Here is a 16,777-nt window from a genome sequence, read left to right as displayed (position 1 = left end):
GCTCCGTCGCGATTCCGCTCGAACTTACGCTGAATTACCGTTTGGTGCGAGATGGTCGTTGCGCGTGCAAGATTTTGAAGCTGCGATCACCGGCAACTTCCTCGACTTTGACAAATGACTCGCGCAATGCCGACTCGTAAGGAAGGTGCCGATTGGCAACCATCCAGAGTTGTCCCGCCGGTGCCAGTATCTTCGCTGCTGTCCGTATGAACTGGACCCCGAGGTCTGGCTCGGCTTTACGGCCTGTGTGAAACGGCGGGTTCATGACCACTGTGTCCACGCGACTTCCCGGTTTGAAATCCCGAACATCGTTCCAGTGAAACTGGGCACGGGCGTCTTTGATATTGAGCTTGGCGCATTCCAGAGCAACGTGATCTGCCTCTACCAGATGCATGACCTCAACGCCGTCTCGCTTTAGGATCTGCGACGACAAGTATCCCCACCCGGCTCCAAGATCTGCAACCACGCGCCCCAATTTTGGCGGCAATGCAGCGGCAAGAGCGCGCGACGCCGGATCAATGGCATCCGCCGAGAACACGCCCGCACGAGTCACAAACCCCTCTCCGGCATCCTGAGTTTCGGGCGCCAGCCAATCGCCAAACTCGCCCCCTTCGAACCAAAAAATCCGACCGTGCGACTTTGAAAGCGAGCCACTCAGATCAGCCCGTTTGCGCGTCTCTTTCAAGAAACTGTCGATTCCATCGGTTTTTTGGCCATCCACGACGATCAGATCTGCGCAGGCAGCCGCGCGGGAGATCAGGTCCTTTGCCTGTGCCTTGGCTCTTGGCACCATCACGACGGCAACACTATAGCGGCCGCTTTCCGTTATCGCCGTTGCGAAACCTGCCCGCTCGAATACATCGTGATCCGGCTTCACTGGCTGTACGACTTCAACCCGCGCACGATCAAGCGCACTTAAATCAGCATCGGCTCTGGGCGCGAAAACAGCTATCCGTCCCTCGGACGGCAAAGAGAGACCATGCTCCTGCACGGCAACAGAAAGTCGGGATGTGGACATGTTCTTTTGTGATCCGTGTGGAACGGATCACTCCTTTTCCATGGTACATTGCAGCGGATGCTGATGGCGACGGGCAAAATCCATCACCTGAGTGACTTTGGTCTCCGCAACCTCGTGACTGAAGACACCGACCACTGCGACGCCTTTTTTGTGCACGGTCAACATAATCTCGAACGCCTGTGCGTGTGTCATCCCAAAGAAACGCTCAAGAATGTGCACGACGAATTCCATCGGCGTGTAATCATCATTCAGCAACATAACTTTGTACATTGGCGGGCGCTTTGTCTTGGCACGCGTCTTCAGAGCGACCCCAAGATCGCCCTCGCCTTCGTCATCATTGTCAGACATCACCAAGTTGAACTTTGACATGCGCGGTCTGCACCCTTCGCGTTTCCGGTTTCGTGTTTATATAGCGCGATCTCCGCGCTAGAAAAGAGGCCACAGATCGCCGGAAGTCCGCAATGCCGCAAAACCTCACCACAATTGCCTTTGATGCCGACGATACGCTCTGGCACACGGAACGGTTCTTTCGACTGACACAGGAGCACTTTGCCGATCTGCTCCGCGACTTTGTTGAACCGGGTCATCTTGAAGAACGCCTGCTAGAGGCCGAACGGCGCAACGTCGGTCACTACGGATTTGGTGTAAAAGGCTTTGTCCTGTCCATGATCGAGACGGCGATTGAGGTGACCGACGAAAAAGTACCGGCTACGGTTATTCGTGACCTCATGGCGTCCGGACGCGAAATGTTGCAGCACCCGATTGATTTATTGCCGCACGCCGCCGAGGTGGTCGAGGCAACCGCCAAAACTCACAGGGTTTTGATGATCACCAAAGGGGACCTCGTCGATCAGGAACGAAAACTGGCGCAATCCGGACTTGGTGAGTTGTTTTCCTGGGTGGAAATCGTGTCCCACAAGACACCGGACGTTTATCAGGCTGCGTTCACCCGCTACGGCGACGGGCCGGATCGCGCAATGATGGTTGGGGACAGCATGCGCTCCGACATCGTTCCGGCCGTCGCTATCGGCAGTTACGCCGCCCACGTACCACACGGCTTGGAGTGGGAGCTCGAAAAAGCCGACGCACCAGCCGACACAACAAAATTCCGCACCCTTGGCGACCTCGGCGAACTGCCCGCGTTAATCTCGGAAATCGGCTGATTTCTCCCGAACGGGATCGAACAGTGCAGATGTGGTAGCTGGCATCGTGCTGACCTCAAAATCTTGAAACAAACTGCGCGCGCCTTCTTCGGCAAACCTTAAGTCATTCGCGCAAATCGTCGAAATCATAGACTTTATTCAATCCCTCCACTGTGTTAACCTTACTCCCAATAACAAATGGCCAGACCGGAAAACCGGCGGCTTTGAGGCAGAAAAAAGGGCAGTTCTCGTGAAGGTTCGGCGTGTATGGCCGGCCCGTGTGGGGCTAGGTATCGTAGTATTGGCTTTGTCCGCAATCATGGCGCCAGTGGTGTCCATGGCCGCTCCCTATGCGGCGATGGTCGTTGACGCACGATCCGGCAAGGTGCTTCATTCTCGCAACGCAGACACCCGTCTGCATCCGGCGTCTCTCACCAAGATGATGACGCTCTACATCGCCTTTGAGGCGGTGGAGAACGGGGAAATCTCGCTTGATACTAAAGTGAAGATTTCCAGAAACGCAGCCGCCGAACCCCCGTCCAAACTCGGCTTGCAAAGCGGACAGAAAATCGCGCTCCGCTATCTGATCCGTGCTGCCGCGATCAAATCCGCCAATGACGCGGCTACAGCGATCGGCGAGGCCATCGAAGGTTCCGAAGCTGCATTTGCCCGCCGCATGAACCGCACCGCCAAAGCGCTCGGCATGAGCAACACCACGTTCAAGAACGCCCATGGCCTGACTGCCTCCGGTCACCTCTCCACTGCACGGGACATGACCACGATGGGCCGTCACATGCTCTACGACTATCCCGACTACTATAACCTGTTCTCACGCCGTTCCACGCATGCGGGCATCAAAGCTGTAAACAACACGAACCGCCGTTTGCTCGACGCCTATCGTGGCGCGGACGGAATCAAGACAGGTTACACGAGCGCCGCAGGCTTTAACCTCGTGGCCTCGGCGGAACGCGGTAGCAAGCGTGTCATCGCCACTGTATTCGGCGGACGTTCCACCGCAACTCGGAACGCCAAGGTCGCCGAATTGCTTGACCTCGGCTTTGCGCGCTCAGCAAGCCACGTCGCCCTGCGCAAACCGGCTATGCCCGCCTATACCGGTTCTTCCAAGGGCGCAGGCAAAACCATCCGGGTGGCAACCGCAGTCAAGAAATCCCTACGCCCGCGCCTACGGCCCGGCAGCGGCGAGGCCCCTGCGGCACCTGCGGCAGTGGCACAGGTCACTGTAGACAATCAGGGAACCATCGTGGCGGCTGCCGAAGTTATCGAACATGATATTCAGTCTGCGCTCCTGGCCGCAGCCGGAGAAGACGGCCTCGTTCTGGCAAGCGTCACGCCCGTGCCACAGGCCCCGCCCGAACCCAAAGTGGTCACCCGTGTCTCTACTTCGGGTGGGCGGCACTGGGGTATCAATGTCGGCCGCTACGGCAGCCGTTATGCCGCCGAAAAGATGCTGCTAAAAACTGCGCTGGCTGAAATGTCGACGCTTGATGGCAGCCTGCGCAAGGTGGTCAAGAACTCCCGTGGCTTTGAAGCCAACTTCATGGGCATGACGAAAGAAACGGCAGATCTGGCCTGCCGCCGCCTTCAGGCGCGCCAAATCACCTGCTATACGCTCGGCCCGTCCTGATCGACGCGGAAAGCTAACCAAAAAAGCCTGCAGAACAGTTTGTTTTGCAGGCTTTTTGTTTGGCCAAAAACCCAAATCGGAAAATTGGTAAAAAAAGTTGTCCAAAACTATGGAAATCGAGAACGAACTCTTCTAAACCACAAGCATTCCCAAAGTGACCTTGCGGAGGCCCATCGTGGACAACAGCGCATTCATCCAGAAACTCCAATCCATCTGTGGCAAACGCCAGGTGTTAACCGATCCTCGCGCCACTGAACGGTTCCGCAAAGGCTTTCGCTCCGGAGAAGGTGCTGCTCTGGCTGTGGCGCAACCCGGCACACTTCTGGAAATGTGGAAAGTGCTTCAGGCCTGTGTCGCCGCGGATCACATCGTCATTCTTCAAGCCGCCAACACCGGACTGACCGAAGGCTCGACCCCTAAAGGCACCTATGACCGTGATGTCGTCGTTATCAACACCCGCCGGATGGACGGAATCCATCTGCTCAATGACGGAAAACAGGTTCTCAGCCTACCCGGCTCAACGCTGTTTTCGTTGGAAAAGAAGCTTGCTCCGCTGGGGCGCCAACCCCATTCCGTTATTGGATCTTCTTGTATTGGCGCCTCGATTGTTGGCGGCGTCTGCAACAATTCCGGCGGCGCACTTGTAGAACGCGGTCCGGCCTACACCGAACTCTCGCTTTATGCGCGTATAGCCGAAGATGGCCAGCTGGAACTGGTGAACCATCTCGGCATCGATCTCGGCAACACGCCGGAGGAAATTCTGACGCGCGCGCAATCCGGCGACTTTGCACAAACCGCAGTCGAGACTACGAACCGTAAGGCCTCCAGTACCGACTATGCCCAACGCGTCCGCGATGTGGCTTCAGACCGACCCGCACGATTTAACGCCGATCCAAAGGGTCTCTACGAGACCAGTGGCTGTGCAGGCAAACTGGCGGTTTTTGCCGTGCGGCTCGACACCTATCCGGAGTATGGCGCAGAAAAGACGTTCTACATCGGCACCAACGAAGCCGCTGATCTGGCCGAGCTACGCCGCAGTCTGTTGACCGGGTGCGAGACACTGCCCACCTCAGCGGAATACATGCACCGCGAAATTTTCGATATCTCCGAAAAGTATGGCAAAGACACCGTGGTGATGATCGACAAGCTTGGCACGGACCGATTGCCGACTTTCTTTGCCATCAAGGGCGCGATCGACGCCCGCCTCAACAAATGGCCGCTGATGCCTCGCAACTGCACCGACCGTTTCATGCAGGCACTGGCAAGCATTTGGCCTCGTGTTCTCCCCAAAAGGCTGATGGACTACCGCGACCGATTTGAGCACCACCTGATCCTGAAAACCCATGATGGTGGCATCGACGAAGCCGAAGCACTCCTGCGCAACTTCTTTGCTGCACGAGAAGGAGACTTTTTCGAGTGCGACGCCCGAGAAGGGAAATTGGCGGGCCTCAATCGTTTCGCGGCCGCAGGTGCAGCCATCCGATATCAGGCGGTGAATCCCAACGACGTGGAAGATGTCCTCGCCCTCGACATCGCTCTGCCGCGCAATACTGCCGAGTGGGAAGAAAAGCTTCCTCCCGAAATCGCCAACCAACTGAGCCACAAGCTCTATTATGGCCATTTCCTGTGCCACGTGCTGCATCAGGACTACATCGTGAAGAAGGGCTGCGATCCGGCGGCCCTCAAGAAGGCGATGCTGGAGATTCTCGATCAACGCGGCGCCGAATATCCGGCTGAACACAACGTCGGGCATCTCTACACCGCGAAACCGGCATTGGCGGATCACTACAAGTCGGTTGACCCGACAAACTCCTTCAACCCCGGCATCGGCAAGATGTCCCGCAAAAAACACTATGCCGACTAGGCTCGCAAAAGCCTCCGAATTCAGGTCTTTGGCTTGTCGTCATACTGTCCCGACAGGATCCGCTGCGCATCACCTTCGGGATCGTCGTATTGGTTGGAACGCACTGTATAGACAAACGCCACAAGCCCAACGCCCCCTAAAAAGAGCGAGATCGGGATTAGGTAGGCTAGAATCTGCATCGGTTTACCTCAGGCGCAGTGCATTCAGCGAAACTGTAATCGACGACAGGGACATCGCCAATGCGGCAATCAGCGGCGTCGCCAAACCTGCCACCGCCAGCGGAACGGCGATGACATTGTACACAGTCGCAATCTGGAAATTTTCACGAATACGCTTGATGGCAGAAGCGGAGGTTACCAGCGCATCCGGAATCGGGGACAAATCGCCGCCCAGCAAAACGATGTCAGACGCAACGCGCGCCGCATCCAGCGCCGAAGCCGGAGAGATCGATACATGCGCAGCGGCAAGTGCGGCCGTGTCATTCAAACCGTCGCCGACCATCAGGACGTGTTGCCCTTTGTCCGACATCGCCTGAACCCTCATTGCCTTATCCTCGGGCAATGCTTCCGCCACCCACCGCTCGATGCCAAGGCGCTCAGCCAAAGTTTCGACAGCCCCTGTCGTGTCTCCGGAAATCAGGACAACATTCATACCGGCGTCCTTGAGCGCCGCCACCGCCTCTTCGGCACCTGCCCGCAAGCTGTCAGCAAAGAGAAAAGCCTTGGGCGCCGCATCACCGATCGAAAGGTACGCCGAAGTCTGCTCGCGCGCGTCGGCGCCGACCCAACTGGCACGCCCCAGACGCACGCGCCGTCCTTCAAGCTGCCCTTGTGTTCCGTAGCCAGGCACTTCCTCAATCTCGTTCAACCGCGCAGGCCGGATGCCCGCTGCCTGCCCTGCGTGCGTTATCGCCTGGCTAAGGGGATGCGACGAACCCATCGCCAGCGCCAGAGCCACTCCGAATTCCTCCTCGGAAAAGGTTTCCGCATTTACCAGCTCCGGCGCCCCAGCCGTCAGAGTGCCCGTCTTGTCAAAAACGACCGTATCTACCTGCGCCATGCGTTCCAACGCGGTGGAGTGCTTGATCAACATACCCTTGCGGAAAAGTCTGCCAGATGCCGCCGTGGTTACAGCAGGCACAGCCAGTCCCAGAGCACAGGGGCAGGTGATGATAAGAACTGCGGCCGCAATATTCAGTGCCGTGCGCATGTCAAAGGTATAGAGGTACCAGCCGAGGAAACTGAGCGCCGACAAAATGTGTACCCCCGGCGCATAGAGCTTTGCCGCCTTGTCCGCCAAAGAGGTGTAGTTTGACCGGCCGGACTCAGCTACTGCAACCAGATCGGCCATACGATGCAAGCTAGTTTGCTCACCGACAGCGCTTGCACGGATCACCAACGGACCGGTGAGGTTCACTTCCCCCGCGCTTACGCCAAGCCCGGGCTCTGCAAACACCGGCAAGGTTTCCCCCGTCAGCAAGCTGCGGTCCAGTTCGCTGCGACCGTCTACGATTTCGCCATCCACAGGCATCCGCCCGCCTGGCTTCACCAAAACAAGGTCGCCAACGTTCAACTCGCTGACCTGTACAACGTCTTCGACACCTTCACACACCCGTGTCGCGCGCGGCACTTCAAGCGCGGCCAATTCTTCTGCTGCCGATCTGGCCACCGCACGTGTCCGGTGATCCAGATATCGCCCTGCCAACAGGAAAAAGACCAACGCGAGTGCCGCATCAAAGTAGGCGTGTTCGCCGGACAGGGAAGTCTCCCAAAGCGAGGTTACCACCGCCAGCACGATCGCCAGCACAATCGGCACATCCATGTTGAGCCGCCGGTTCTTCAGCGCATTCCAGGCATGCACATAAAACGGTTTGCCTGAGAAGATGATCGTGGGCAGCGCGATCGCTGCCGAAATCCAGTGAAACAGGTCACGCGTAGCCGCTTCGGCACCGGACCAGACCGAAATCGACAACAGCATTACGTTCATCGACGCAAAGCCCGCGACCGCAAGGCGCATCAAAAGATCGCGGCCCGCCTTGTCGTTTTCCGTGGCGCTAAGTGTTCCGGCATCCAGTTCATGCGCCTCATAGCCTGCTTTCGCAAGAACCTCGGCCAGTTCTGCCGCACTCACCTCTGCGTCTGCTTCGACCGATGCCCGCTTCAGCGTCAGGTTCACACGCGCGGACTTAACTCCGGGGTGACGGGCCAATGCCCCCTCGACCGTCGAAATACAGGCTGCACAATGAACGGCCGGCACCGACAGCGCGATCCGCGCATCCGGAAGCGGCGCGGCATCCGCCAAGGCGGCCGCTGCCGGAGCAGCATCACAGGCCGGACAGGCCGAAACCGATGGGCGCAACGCGGCCGTCATGCCTAGCCTTTCTGAACCCGCAGAACCACGCGCTGCTCGAACGGCGTGCCGTCCAGCGCAGTCGCTTTCATGCGGATGTTCCAGTTGCCGGGTTCCAGCTCCTCACGTGCCACATAGGCCGTTCCGTCAAACTGGAAATCGGGGCGCGTGTCGTCTTTGACGTGCGTGGCCCGCCCTAATACAGCATCGAGCTTGCCAACTTGCACCGGCTTGCCTTCCGCATCCGTGATCGACAGGATCAGAAGACCGCCCTTGGCCCGTGCATCCACGGTCCATCCAAGGTTTTCCTGCGCGGCTTTCTTCTGGTCGAATTGCTGACTGGCGACGTAGGAGTTCTTCACTTCCAGGCCCGGAAACGTCGCCACAGCATTATATGCAAGTGCCAGATTGACCGCGATGATGATCCCGAAAGCGCCGACGAAGATCATCAGGGCATGCTTGCCTGTAAACTTCTTCTCGCTCATCAATTTCCCTTCCCGTTAAAGACCGTGTCCTTGTGCACCCGGTCCCCGTTGCTGATATCTTCCACCCAGAACCGGAATTCGGTCAGGTGTCCTTCCGCCGGTGCCGAACCACTTGGCGCGATGACGTAAACCCGCTGGTTCAACATCGTATCCGCCGGCACCGTCACCGTCTCATATGGCGTACCCTCAAGTTCGATGCGCAGGGTCAAATCGCCTTTGACCGTGATCCGGAAAGGACGATCGTCGCCATGTTTGTTGCGCAAGCGCACTTCATAGGTATTTCGGATCGATCCGTCCGACAGTGTCACAAAGGTCGGGTTGCGCACAGGTGCCACCGTCGCTTCGATGTCAGACCGCAGGAACAGCGCCACGATAAGCGCGACACCGACAGCCGACCACAACACAGTATAAAGGATGGTGCGTGGCCGCAAAATATGCTGCCAGATCGGGCGCGGTTTTCCGCCTTCGCGCTCGCGCGGCTCGTCCGTCAGAGCAAGGTAATCGATCAGGCCACGCGGCTTGCCGATCTTGTCCATGATTTCGTCACAGGCATCGATACAAAGACCACAGGTGATACACTCCATCTGCTGTCCGTCGCGAATATCGATCCCCATGGGGCACACGTTCACACAAGCCATACAATTGATGCAGTCGCCTTGTGTGTCCTCGTCCACGCCTCGCGCCTTGCGGGGCTCGCCACGCCATTCGCGATACCCGATGGTCAACGTATCTTCATCCATCATCGCCGCCTGAATGCGCGGCCATGGGCAGGCGTAAATGCAAATCTGCTCCCGCGCAAACCCGCCGAAGAAGAACGTGGTAAAGGTCAGAATGGCCATGGTGGTATAAGCCACCGGATGCGCTTGCCCGGTCACAAGATCAACGGCAAGCGTCGGAGCATCTGCGAAATAAAACACCCAAGCCCCGCCCGTCGCGAGGCCAATCAGCAACCAAGCAACCCATTTGGTGACGCGCAGTCGCGCCTTGCGAAAATCGAGTTTCTTTTGCCTGTGCAGCCGCAGGCGGGCATTGCGATCCCCTTCAATCCAGCGCTCCACCAGAATGAAAAGGTCTGTCCAAACCGTTTGCGGACAGGCATAGCCACACCAAACCCGTCCTGCGGCCGACGTAAACAGAAACAACCCCAACCCCGCCATGATCAGAAGTCCCGCAACGAAGTAGAACTCGTGCGGCCAGATTTCGATCATGAAGAAGAAAAACCTCCGGTTGGCAAGGTCAATCAATACCGCTTGATCAGGCAGGCTTGGGCCCCTGTCCCAGCGCAAAAACGGTGTGATGTAGTAGATGCCCAACATCACCGCCATGAGATACCACTTCAGGTTCCGGAAGTTGCCTTTCACACGTTTGGGAAAAATCGGCTCGCGGGAGGCATACAGCGACGGCTCTGGTGGTGTGCTCACGGAATCACTCACTCATGGCAAAAGGAATTTAGGCAGTATTTCGCCCACCATAGCACGCCAGAACTTTGACCTGTGTCAAATCACACATTTCCGAGTCAGCTTTTGTAAGCCTCTGAATCTTCAGGCTTCGATCAGGCGCGCTTGGCTTGGCGTCATTCCCGTCCAGCTGTGGAACGCGCGGTAGAAACTGTTCGGGTCGCGATACGCCAGCAAATAAGAGATTTCCTCGACGCTCATGTCGCCGCGACGCAGGTAATGCATCGACAAATCCGATCGTGTATCGTCCAGAACCTTCTGAAAGGTTTCGCCTTCTGCGCTCAAATGCCGCTGCAAGCTGCGCCGACTTGTCAGCAACCGTCCGCAAACTGCATCCACCGAGGCTTGCCCCGACGGCAAAAGTTCCATCAGCGCATTGCGTACGCGCAGTGTCATAGGCGTATTGCGCTTTTGCTCCGCGAGTTGCTTGTTGAGTTCGCGTTCAAACCCGGCCCAAAGTTGTGCGTTTTCCGAGATCAAAGGACGGAGTGCATCCTCTCGCGACAACGTCAGGCTTGGCCCTTTGCCTTCGTTCGCCCGACGGCCGAAATATCGATCGTAGTCCGCTTGATCCAAGCGCAGCTTCGGCATCTCGATCCCTTCGGGCACGATGTCGACGCCTGTGAAATTGCGGCAAATCTCAATGAAATACACAAGCTCAAATGCAATCATCGATTCTGGCATCACAAAAGCAGGATCGGACGTGGCGAACTCAAGTTTCACATGGGAGCTGTTCTGCGAAATAAGCAGCCGGATTGGGGCCACCAAGGGCTTGAAAACTGCCAGTCGCTCCAGACCGACCAGAATGTTGGGACTGCAGGAGAACGCAAACAGGGCAGGTGCAAAAGGCCCCTTGGCCAAGGCGCGTGCCATCTGGAACGGCGTGTCACCACCGCTTGTTTCTTCGTCAATCGCGTCCCAAACCGCGTAAAATTGCTCCGCAGTAATGCCCCGCGGATCATGATCCACCAGATCAACCGGCAGCCCGGACCGACGCATGATGCGCTCGACATTGAGCCCCAACAGTTCGAAAACCTGCCGGGACATCTTCTGGATCGGATAACGCGGTTGTTTTTGCATGGGCCATTCCAACTGAGTATGCCCAACATGGCATACCTCAAATCGGATTGGCATAATCTGCGACCAGAATGGCACGATCTGCATATTCTTTTTGGGAAATTGGGTATCGGCCCTTCCAGGAAACGCGCGAACAGGACGGAAGGACCGATACCGATAGCCCGAAAGTTGGGCATTCAGGGAGTTGGGACTGCAAGTCACCGCTCCCTTAACCAAAGACTAACGCGGATTCCCGCCCTGAAACTTGATCTCGGTCAAGACGACACTCTTTTTTGTCTCTTTTTTGCGCCTTGCCAAAACGAAAAAGGGCCGCCCCATCGGGCGGCCCTAAGCTTGTCGTAGCCAAAGCGGTTTATTCGCCGCCACCAAGCTGGTGGACATAAGCCGAGACCGCGCGGATCAAAGCTTCGTTCACCGCTGTTTCCGGCGCACCGCCGCGCGGTGGCATCACGCCAAAGCGACTGTAGGTGACGGTTTCCACGATGTCTTCATAGGTGCCACCGTAAAGCCAGATGCCATTGGCAAGGTTCGGCGCCCCCTGTTCAGGGTCCCCCATGCCATTTTCCATATGGCAGCTCGCGCATTCGTTGGCGAACACCTCTGCCCCCGCTTCGACGACGGAAGCGTCCATCGGATCGCTCGACAACGACATGACAAAGTTGGCAACAGCATCGATGTCCGCATCTTCCAGATAGTCATCGCCAAATGCGGGCATCTGCGAGTAACGCGCTTCGTCGTCCACTTCGTTGCGGATACCATGTTTGACCGTCAGATAGATGTTTTCGATGTCACCGCCCCAAAGCCAGTCATCGTCAAGCAGGTTGGGATACCCTTTGGCACCGGCCGCACCTGACCCGTGACATTGCGCGCACCAGGTCTTGAAGACCGCTGCACCCGCTGACACCGCGTAAGGCCCCAGCTCCGGATCGGTGGCAATCTCGGTCAGCTCAGCCGCTTCGAGTTTTGCGTTGATCGGGCCAAGCTGCTCTTTGAAGCTGTCGATATCGGCCTGCACGTTGGCCCGCGTCGACCAGCCAAGCACACCCTGAGTTGCGCCGTTGATGCCAGGCCATGCCGGATAGAATATGGTATATCCGATGCCCCAGATGATGGTGATGTAGAAGACCCAGACCCACCACTTCGGCAGCGGGTTGTTGAACTCTTCAATCCCATCCCAACTGTGGCCAGTGGTGGTCGGATCGCCTTCGAGCTTCTTCGGTGGTTTGCTCATGTCCTCGCCTCCTTGTCCGTGGCGGGTTTGTCTTCATGCCGGAACGGGATCTCTGCCGTGTCGCGATATTCCTTGGATGCGCCCGGGCGGAACACCCAGACCACGATCCCGAGGAAGAAAGCGAACAGGAACAGCAGCATCCAGCTGTCAGCGAACTCTCTGAGGAAAGAATAGGTTTCCATAATCTCCCCCCTTACCGAGACGCATCAGGCGTGAAGGTCGAGAAGTCGACCAACGTACCCAGCATTTGCAGATATGCGATCATCGCATCCAGCTCGCTGATACCCGGATTGCCGTCAAAGTTGCGCACGTTGACGTTCTCGCCATAGCGCTCCAGCAAACCGTCGTAGTCGCTGTCCGGATCAGCCTGCGCAGCAAAGTCCGCCTGCGCATTTGCGATCATGTCTTCGGTGTAAGGCACACCCACGATCGCATTGGCCTTCAGCAAATCACCCATGTATCGGCCATCGATCTGCTTTTTCTCGAGGAAGCCGTACTTCGGCATCACCGATTCAGGCACAACACTCTGCGGATCACGCATGTGGTCCACGTGCCACTCGTCCGAGTAACGACCACCGACGCGGGCGATATCCGGCCCGGTCCGCTTGGATCCCCACTGGAACGGGTGGTCCCATTTGGATTCTGCGGCCAGAGAGTAGTGACCATAGCGTTCAACCTCGTCACGCATTGGACGGATCATCTGACTGTGGCAGACGTAGCAACCTTCACGCAGATAGATCTCGCGGCCAGCCATTTCGAGGGGAGTGTAAGGACGCATACCCTCCACCTCTTCAATGGTGTTTTCCAGCCAGAAAAGCGGCGCGATTTGCACGATGCCACCGATGGTCACGACCAGAAAGCTGAACACCAGCAGGAGGGTCGCGTTGGTCTCGAGGATTTTGTGTTTGTCGAGAATTGCCATTGCTCCGGCCCTCCTTATTCAGCCGGGACCGCGACGGACAGGCTGGCCTCTTTGGCCGGCGCTTTCCGCACAGTCATCCACAGGTTGTAGCACATGATCACTGCCCCAGCGAGGAACATGACCCCGCCCAGACCGCGCACCACATACATCGGGAACTTCGCAGCCACGGTGTCGGCGAACGAGTTCACAAGGAAGCCATTGGCATCCACTTCACGCCACATCAGACCTTCCATGATACCGGTCACCCACATGGACGCCGCGTAGAGCACGATGCCGATTGTGGCGAGCCAGAAGTGCCAGCTGACCAGCGACAGCGAATAGAGCCGTTCGCGTTTCCAGAGCACTGGGGTCAGGAAGTAGAGCGCACCGAAGGTGATCATGCCGTTCCAGCCAAGCGCGCCGGAGTGCACGTGACCAATGGTCCAGTCAGTGTAGTGCGACAGCGAGTTAACTGCGCGAATGGACATCATCGGGCCTTCGAAAGTCGACATGCCATAGAAGCCGACCGAGATCACCATCATGCGGATCACAGGGTCCGTACGCAGCTTGTCCCACGCACCGCTCAAGGTCATCAGACCGTTGATCATACCACCCCAGGACGGCATCCAGAGCACAACCGAGAACACCATGCCAAGGGTCGAAGCCCAGTCAGGCAGCGCGGTGTAATGCAGGTGGTGCGGACCAGCCCAGATGTAGATGAAGATCAGTGCCCAGAAGTGGATGATCGACAGTTTGTAGGAAAATACCGGACGCTCGGCCTGCTTCGGGATGAAGTAGTACATCATTCCAAGGAAACCCGCGGTCAGGAAGAAGCCCACCGCGTTGTGGCCATACCACCACTGTACCATTGCGTCCTGCACACCGGCCCAAACGATCACGGACTTGGAGCCCCAGATCGACACCGGAATGGTCAGGTTGTTGACCACGTGCAGCATCGCAACGGTCACGATGAACGAAAGGAAGAACCAGTTCGCCACATAGATATGCGGTTCCTTACGTTTGATGATCGTACCGAGGAACACCGCCAGATAGCACACCCAGACGATTGTCAGCCAAAGGTCGACGTACCATTCCGGTTCAGCGTATTCCTTGGACTGCGTGCCGCCCAGCAGGTAGCCGGTTGCGGCCAGAACGATGAAAAGCTGGTAGCCCCAGAAAACGAACCACGCGAGGTTGCCACCCCAGAGGCGTGCGGCACTTGTGCGCTGCACAACGTAAAAAGACGTTGCCAACAAAGCGTTGCCGCCAAATGCGAAAATCACCGCAGATGTGTGCAGCGGTCTCAGTCGCCCGAAGTTTGCATAGCCTTCCGCCCATTCAAAATTGAGCGCTGGAAAGGCGAGTTGAAAGGCAATCACAACCCCAACGAGGAAGCCAACAACCCCCCAAAAGGCGGTCGCGACCACACCGTAACGGATCACGTCATCCATATATTCGTCTTGCGGGTGAAAGGCCTTGGTTCCGATCCCGCGCAATGTCGAAATAAACAGCCCGAATGATACTGCCATGATTATCCAGGCATGCACCATATAAGCCGTATCACGTGCAAAGTTGGCCGCCATCATCGCAAAAAGCGTGATAAGGCCAAGCACGATCAGCTTGAAGTAATTTACCATATTGCGTCCCTTTGTCTTGCCCGGTGCCATTTTTTCGTGCGCCCGGACGGATTTAGACTGAGTGCGTTAATGCGGGACCGCCGAAGTCCGTTCCTTGATCTGGGTCAAGGCGACAACCTCAACGCTGTGTCCCTATTTTGAAAAGTCAGCCGAGTGTGGAATAATCTCCACATTCATAAAGCTAACTTTGACGTGCACCTTTTTCATAACACGGGAAAGAAAAGATGGCCTACAAATCTTTGCTCTGCGTGCTCACAGACACAGACTTCTCTGACGCACCGCTTGCACAAGGCATGGCGCTTGCCGAATCCCAGGACGCGCATCTGGACGTTCTGACGTTGGGTGTTGACCGCAGCCAGAACGGATATTTCTACGCGGGCGCCGACGCCCTGATGATGCAAGAAATGCTCGCACGAGCGCGAAAGGAAGCAGAGGAGGTCGAAGCCAAGTGCAAGGAGACACTGGGAAAAACCGATCTTCGTTGGGCCTGTGATTCGGGTGTGGCGCAAATTGCCGACCTTGGCCGGCACGTCGCAATGCGTGCCCGATTCTCAGATTTGGTGATCTTGCCAAAGCCCTACGGTCCAAATCATGGAACCGAACTCGAACCAACCATCGAAGCCGCCCTTTTTGAAGGTCAGGCACCCGTGCTTATGGTCCCCGACGACGGCAAGCCGGTGACCATGCCGAAAACCGTCTGCATCGGCTGGAACGAAAGCGCCGAAGCGTTGGTGGCCACACGTGCCGCCCTACCCTTCCTAAAAGCCGCGGAAGCCGTACATGTGGTGGTGATCGATCCCCCCGTTCACGGTCCGAACCGCTCCGACCCCGGCGGCCTGCTTTCACAGTTCCTCTCGCGACACGGTGTCCGGGTTGAGGTCGATGTCATTTCAAAGACTCAACCCCGCGTCTCCGATGTTCTTCTGCGTCACGCGACGGACAAGGGGGCCGAGATGATTGTCATGGGCGCGTATGGTCATTCGCGCTTCCGCGAGGCGATTCTCGGCGGTGCGACCAGAAATATGCTGGAGCGCGCAACGATGCCGGTGTTCATGGCCCACTGATCAGAACGCCAACGTAATACCGACGTTTTACCGACGTCTTACCGACGCTTTGCAGCAACACAAAAAAACGCCCGGTCGCTCAAGCGCCGGGCGTTCGTTCGTGTAACGTTTGAGGCGTTTACATCATCACGCCGCCATCCGAATCGTCTCCGGCTTCGTCCAGCAGACGGCGATAGTCCGGCACGATCACATGGCGCTTGCCTTCCAGAGAGATCACCTCGTCCCGTTTCAGCGCAGAGATCTGGCGACTAACGGTCTCGAGTGTCAGCCCCAGATAGTCTGCCATTGCCTCGCGGGTCAGCGGCAGGTCAAACTGGAGTTCTTCATCTGTATCCTGCAGCTTCAAGGCCGCGTTGCGACGGGCAACAATCGCCAGCAGACTTGCAATCTTTTCCCGCGCAGTCTTGCGGCCCAGCACAAGCATCCATTCACGCGCTGCATCCAGCTCGTCCAGCGTCATCTCAAGCAGGCGTTGCGCAATATGCGGTGTCTGCATAATCATGTTTTCAAATGGTTTTCTACGGAAACAACACAGCACTAGACCCGTGGTAGCCACCACATCATATGCGGCATTTTCCCGCCCCGGACGTCCGATAAAGTCGCCAGGCAACAGCAGGCCAACCATCTGCGTCCGGCCGTCTTCCATCGTCTGTGTCAACGATGCGATACCGCTCACGACAGAGGCGACGAACTCCATCCGGTCTCCCGTCCAGACCACAGTCTGGCCAGCTTCCACCGTGCGATAATATTTGATTTCGTCGAGCCGCTCGAGTTCATCGGGTTCGCACCGCGAGCACACCGCCTGATGACGGATTGCACAGTTTTCACAGCCGGAGGGAACTTGAGCGGACTTTAAGTCAATTTGATTCATAAGCGATCTTGATCTGGGTCAAGGTTAACAAGCCTT

16 protein-coding genes are annotated in these 16,777 nt (G+C 57.2%); 4 read left to right on the top strand and 12 right to left on the bottom strand.

Annotated features, from left to right (window positions below):
* Positions 1 to 34: 34 nt before the first annotated feature.
* Complete coding sequence (locus BXY66_RS00580) at positions 35 to 1,018, bottom strand: class I SAM-dependent methyltransferase (protein WP_132858247.1); 984 nt, start codon at positions 1,016 to 1,018, stop codon at positions 35 to 37.
* Positions 1,019 to 1,045: 27 nt separating this feature from the next.
* The gene (clpS, locus tag BXY66_RS00575) at positions 1,046 to 1,387 is read right to left on the bottom strand and encodes an ATP-dependent Clp protease adapter ClpS (protein WP_132858246.1); all 342 of its coding nucleotides are present in this window, start codon (positions 1,385 to 1,387) and stop codon (positions 1,046 to 1,048) included.
* Positions 1,388 to 1,479: 92 nt separating this feature from the next.
* Here clpS and BXY66_RS00570 point away from each other — a divergent pair, with 92 nt between their 5' ends.
* The 3 genes from BXY66_RS00570 to dld all read left to right on the top strand — a co-directional run bounded on the left by BXY66_RS00570 (position 1,480) and on the right by dld (position 5,669).
* A complete protein-coding gene (locus BXY66_RS00570) occupies positions 1,480 to 2,181 on the top strand; it encodes an HAD family hydrolase (RefSeq protein WP_132858245.1) in 702 nt (233 codons plus the stop codon).
* Positions 2,182 to 2,410: 229 nt separating this feature from the next.
* On the top strand, positions 2,411 to 3,805 hold the full coding sequence (locus tag BXY66_RS00565) for a D-alanyl-D-alanine carboxypeptidase family protein (protein ID WP_425057050.1): 1,395 nt from the start codon (positions 2,411 to 2,413) through the stop codon (positions 3,803 to 3,805).
* 175 nt (positions 3,806 to 3,980) lie between these two features.
* Positions 3,981 to 5,669, top strand: coding sequence for a D-lactate dehydrogenase (gene dld, locus BXY66_RS00560; RefSeq protein WP_132858244.1), 1,689 nt, complete (start codon positions 3,981 to 3,983; stop codon positions 5,667 to 5,669).
* A 20-nt stretch (positions 5,670 to 5,689) separates the two neighbouring features.
* Here the strand turns inward: dld and ccoS are convergent, their stop codons facing one another.
* The 9 genes from ccoS to ccoN form a co-directional block, all read right to left on the bottom strand.
* A complete protein-coding gene (gene ccoS, locus BXY66_RS00555) occupies positions 5,690 to 5,848 on the bottom strand; it encodes a cbb3-type cytochrome oxidase assembly protein CcoS (RefSeq protein ID WP_132858243.1) in 159 nt (52 codons plus the stop codon).
* A gap of 4 nt (positions 5,849 to 5,852) precedes the next feature.
* On the bottom strand, positions 5,853 to 8,039 hold the full coding sequence (locus BXY66_RS00550) for a heavy metal translocating P-type ATPase (RefSeq protein ID WP_132858242.1): 2,187 nt from the start codon (positions 8,037 to 8,039) through the stop codon (positions 5,853 to 5,855).
* A gap of 2 nt (positions 8,040 to 8,041) precedes the next feature.
* On the bottom strand, positions 8,042 to 8,503 hold the full coding sequence (locus BXY66_RS00545) for a FixH family protein (protein WP_207911274.1): 462 nt from the start codon (positions 8,501 to 8,503) through the stop codon (positions 8,042 to 8,044).
* Positions 8,503 to 9,936, bottom strand: coding sequence for a cytochrome c oxidase accessory protein CcoG (gene ccoG / locus BXY66_RS00540; protein WP_132858240.1), 1,434 nt, complete (start codon positions 9,934 to 9,936; stop codon positions 8,503 to 8,505). The genes BXY66_RS00545 and ccoG overlap by 1 nt, the downstream gene beginning before the upstream one ends.
* Before the next feature lie 108 nt (positions 9,937 to 10,044).
* Positions 10,045 to 11,040, bottom strand: coding sequence for an AraC family transcriptional regulator (locus tag BXY66_RS00535; RefSeq protein WP_165929066.1), 996 nt, complete (start codon positions 11,038 to 11,040; stop codon positions 10,045 to 10,047).
* 349 nt (positions 11,041 to 11,389) lie between these two features.
* Complete coding sequence (gene ccoP / locus BXY66_RS00530) at positions 11,390 to 12,268, bottom strand: cytochrome-c oxidase, cbb3-type subunit III (protein ID WP_132858238.1); 879 nt, start codon at positions 12,266 to 12,268, stop codon at positions 11,390 to 11,392.
* Complete coding sequence (locus BXY66_RS00525) at positions 12,265 to 12,450, bottom strand: cbb3-type cytochrome c oxidase subunit 3 (RefSeq protein ID WP_132858237.1); 186 nt, start codon at positions 12,448 to 12,450, stop codon at positions 12,265 to 12,267. The genes ccoP and BXY66_RS00525 overlap by 4 nt, the downstream gene beginning before the upstream one ends.
* Before the next feature lie 11 nt (positions 12,451 to 12,461).
* Entirely contained in the window at positions 12,462 to 13,190 is a 729-nt protein-coding gene (gene ccoO / locus BXY66_RS00520; RefSeq protein ID WP_132858236.1) for a cytochrome-c oxidase, cbb3-type subunit II, read from the bottom strand.
* 14 nt (positions 13,191 to 13,204) lie between these two features.
* A complete protein-coding gene (gene ccoN / locus BXY66_RS00515; protein ID WP_132858235.1) occupies positions 13,205 to 14,806 on the bottom strand; it encodes a cytochrome-c oxidase, cbb3-type subunit I in 1,602 nt (533 codons plus the stop codon).
* Between the two features lie 224 nt (positions 14,807 to 15,030).
* On the opposite strand from ccoN, the gene BXY66_RS00510 reads away from it, so the two are divergent.
* Positions 15,031 to 15,870: a universal stress protein gene (locus BXY66_RS00510; RefSeq protein WP_132858234.1), complete on the top strand. Its 840-nt coding sequence runs from the start codon at positions 15,031 to 15,033 to the stop codon at positions 15,868 to 15,870.
* 118 nt (positions 15,871 to 15,988) lie between these two features.
* On the opposite strand, the gene fnrL is transcribed toward BXY66_RS00510, so the two are convergent.
* Complete coding sequence (gene fnrL, locus BXY66_RS00505; protein WP_132858233.1) at positions 15,989 to 16,741, bottom strand: transcriptional regulator FnrL; 753 nt, start codon at positions 16,739 to 16,741, stop codon at positions 15,989 to 15,991.
* Positions 16,742 to 16,777: the final 36 nt, after the last annotated feature.

The organism is Shimia isoporae (assembly GCF_004346865.1).
Lineage (GTDB): Bacteria > Pseudomonadota > Alphaproteobacteria > Rhodobacterales > Rhodobacteraceae > Shimia > Shimia isoporae.
The sequence above is the reverse complement of the archived record's forward strand: the minus strand, read 5'-3'. Positions and strand labels throughout refer to the sequence as shown.

Bases quoted from the DNA above. Each gene is read 5' to 3' on its own strand.
- ccoN (WP_132858235.1), bottom strand. From the start codon at position 14,806: ATGGTAAATTACTTCAAGCTGATCGTGCTTGGCCTTATCACGCTTTTT.
- BXY66_RS00510 (WP_132858234.1), top strand. From the start codon at position 15,031: ATGGCCTACAAATCTTTGCTCTGCGTGCTCACAGACACAGACTTCTCT.
- BXY66_RS00535 (WP_165929066.1), bottom strand. From the start codon at position 11,040: ATGCAAAAACAACCGCGTTATCCGATCCAGAAGATGTCCCGGCAGGTT.
- ccoS (WP_132858243.1), bottom strand. From the start codon at position 5,848: ATGCAGATTCTAGCCTACCTAATCCCGATCTCGCTCTTTTTAGGGGGC.
- BXY66_RS00545 (WP_207911274.1), bottom strand. From the start codon at position 8,503: ATGAGCGAGAAGAAGTTTACAGGCAAGCATGCCCTGATGATCTTCGTC.
- ccoP (WP_132858238.1), bottom strand. From the start codon at position 12,268: ATGAGCAAACCACCGAAGAAGCTCGAAGGCGATCCGACCACCACTGGC.
- clpS (WP_132858246.1), bottom strand. From the start codon at position 1,387: ATGTCAAAGTTCAACTTGGTGATGTCTGACAATGATGACGAAGGCGAG.
- BXY66_RS00580 (WP_132858247.1), bottom strand. From the start codon at position 1,018: ATGTCCACATCCCGACTTTCTGTTGCCGTGCAGGAGCATGGTCTCTCT.
- BXY66_RS00525 (WP_132858237.1), bottom strand. From the start codon at position 12,450: ATGGAAACCTATTCTTTCCTCAGAGAGTTCGCTGACAGCTGGATGCTG.
- fnrL (WP_132858233.1), bottom strand. From the start codon at position 16,741: ATGAATCAAATTGACTTAAAGTCCGCTCAAGTTCCCTCCGGCTGTGAA.
- BXY66_RS00550 (WP_132858242.1), bottom strand. From the start codon at position 8,039: ATGACGGCCGCGTTGCGCCCATCGGTTTCGGCCTGTCCGGCCTGTGAT.
- BXY66_RS00570 (WP_132858245.1), top strand. From the start codon at position 1,480: ATGCCGCAAAACCTCACCACAATTGCCTTTGATGCCGACGATACGCTC.
- ccoO (WP_132858236.1), bottom strand. From the start codon at position 13,190: ATGGCAATTCTCGACAAACACAAAATCCTCGAGACCAACGCGACCCTC.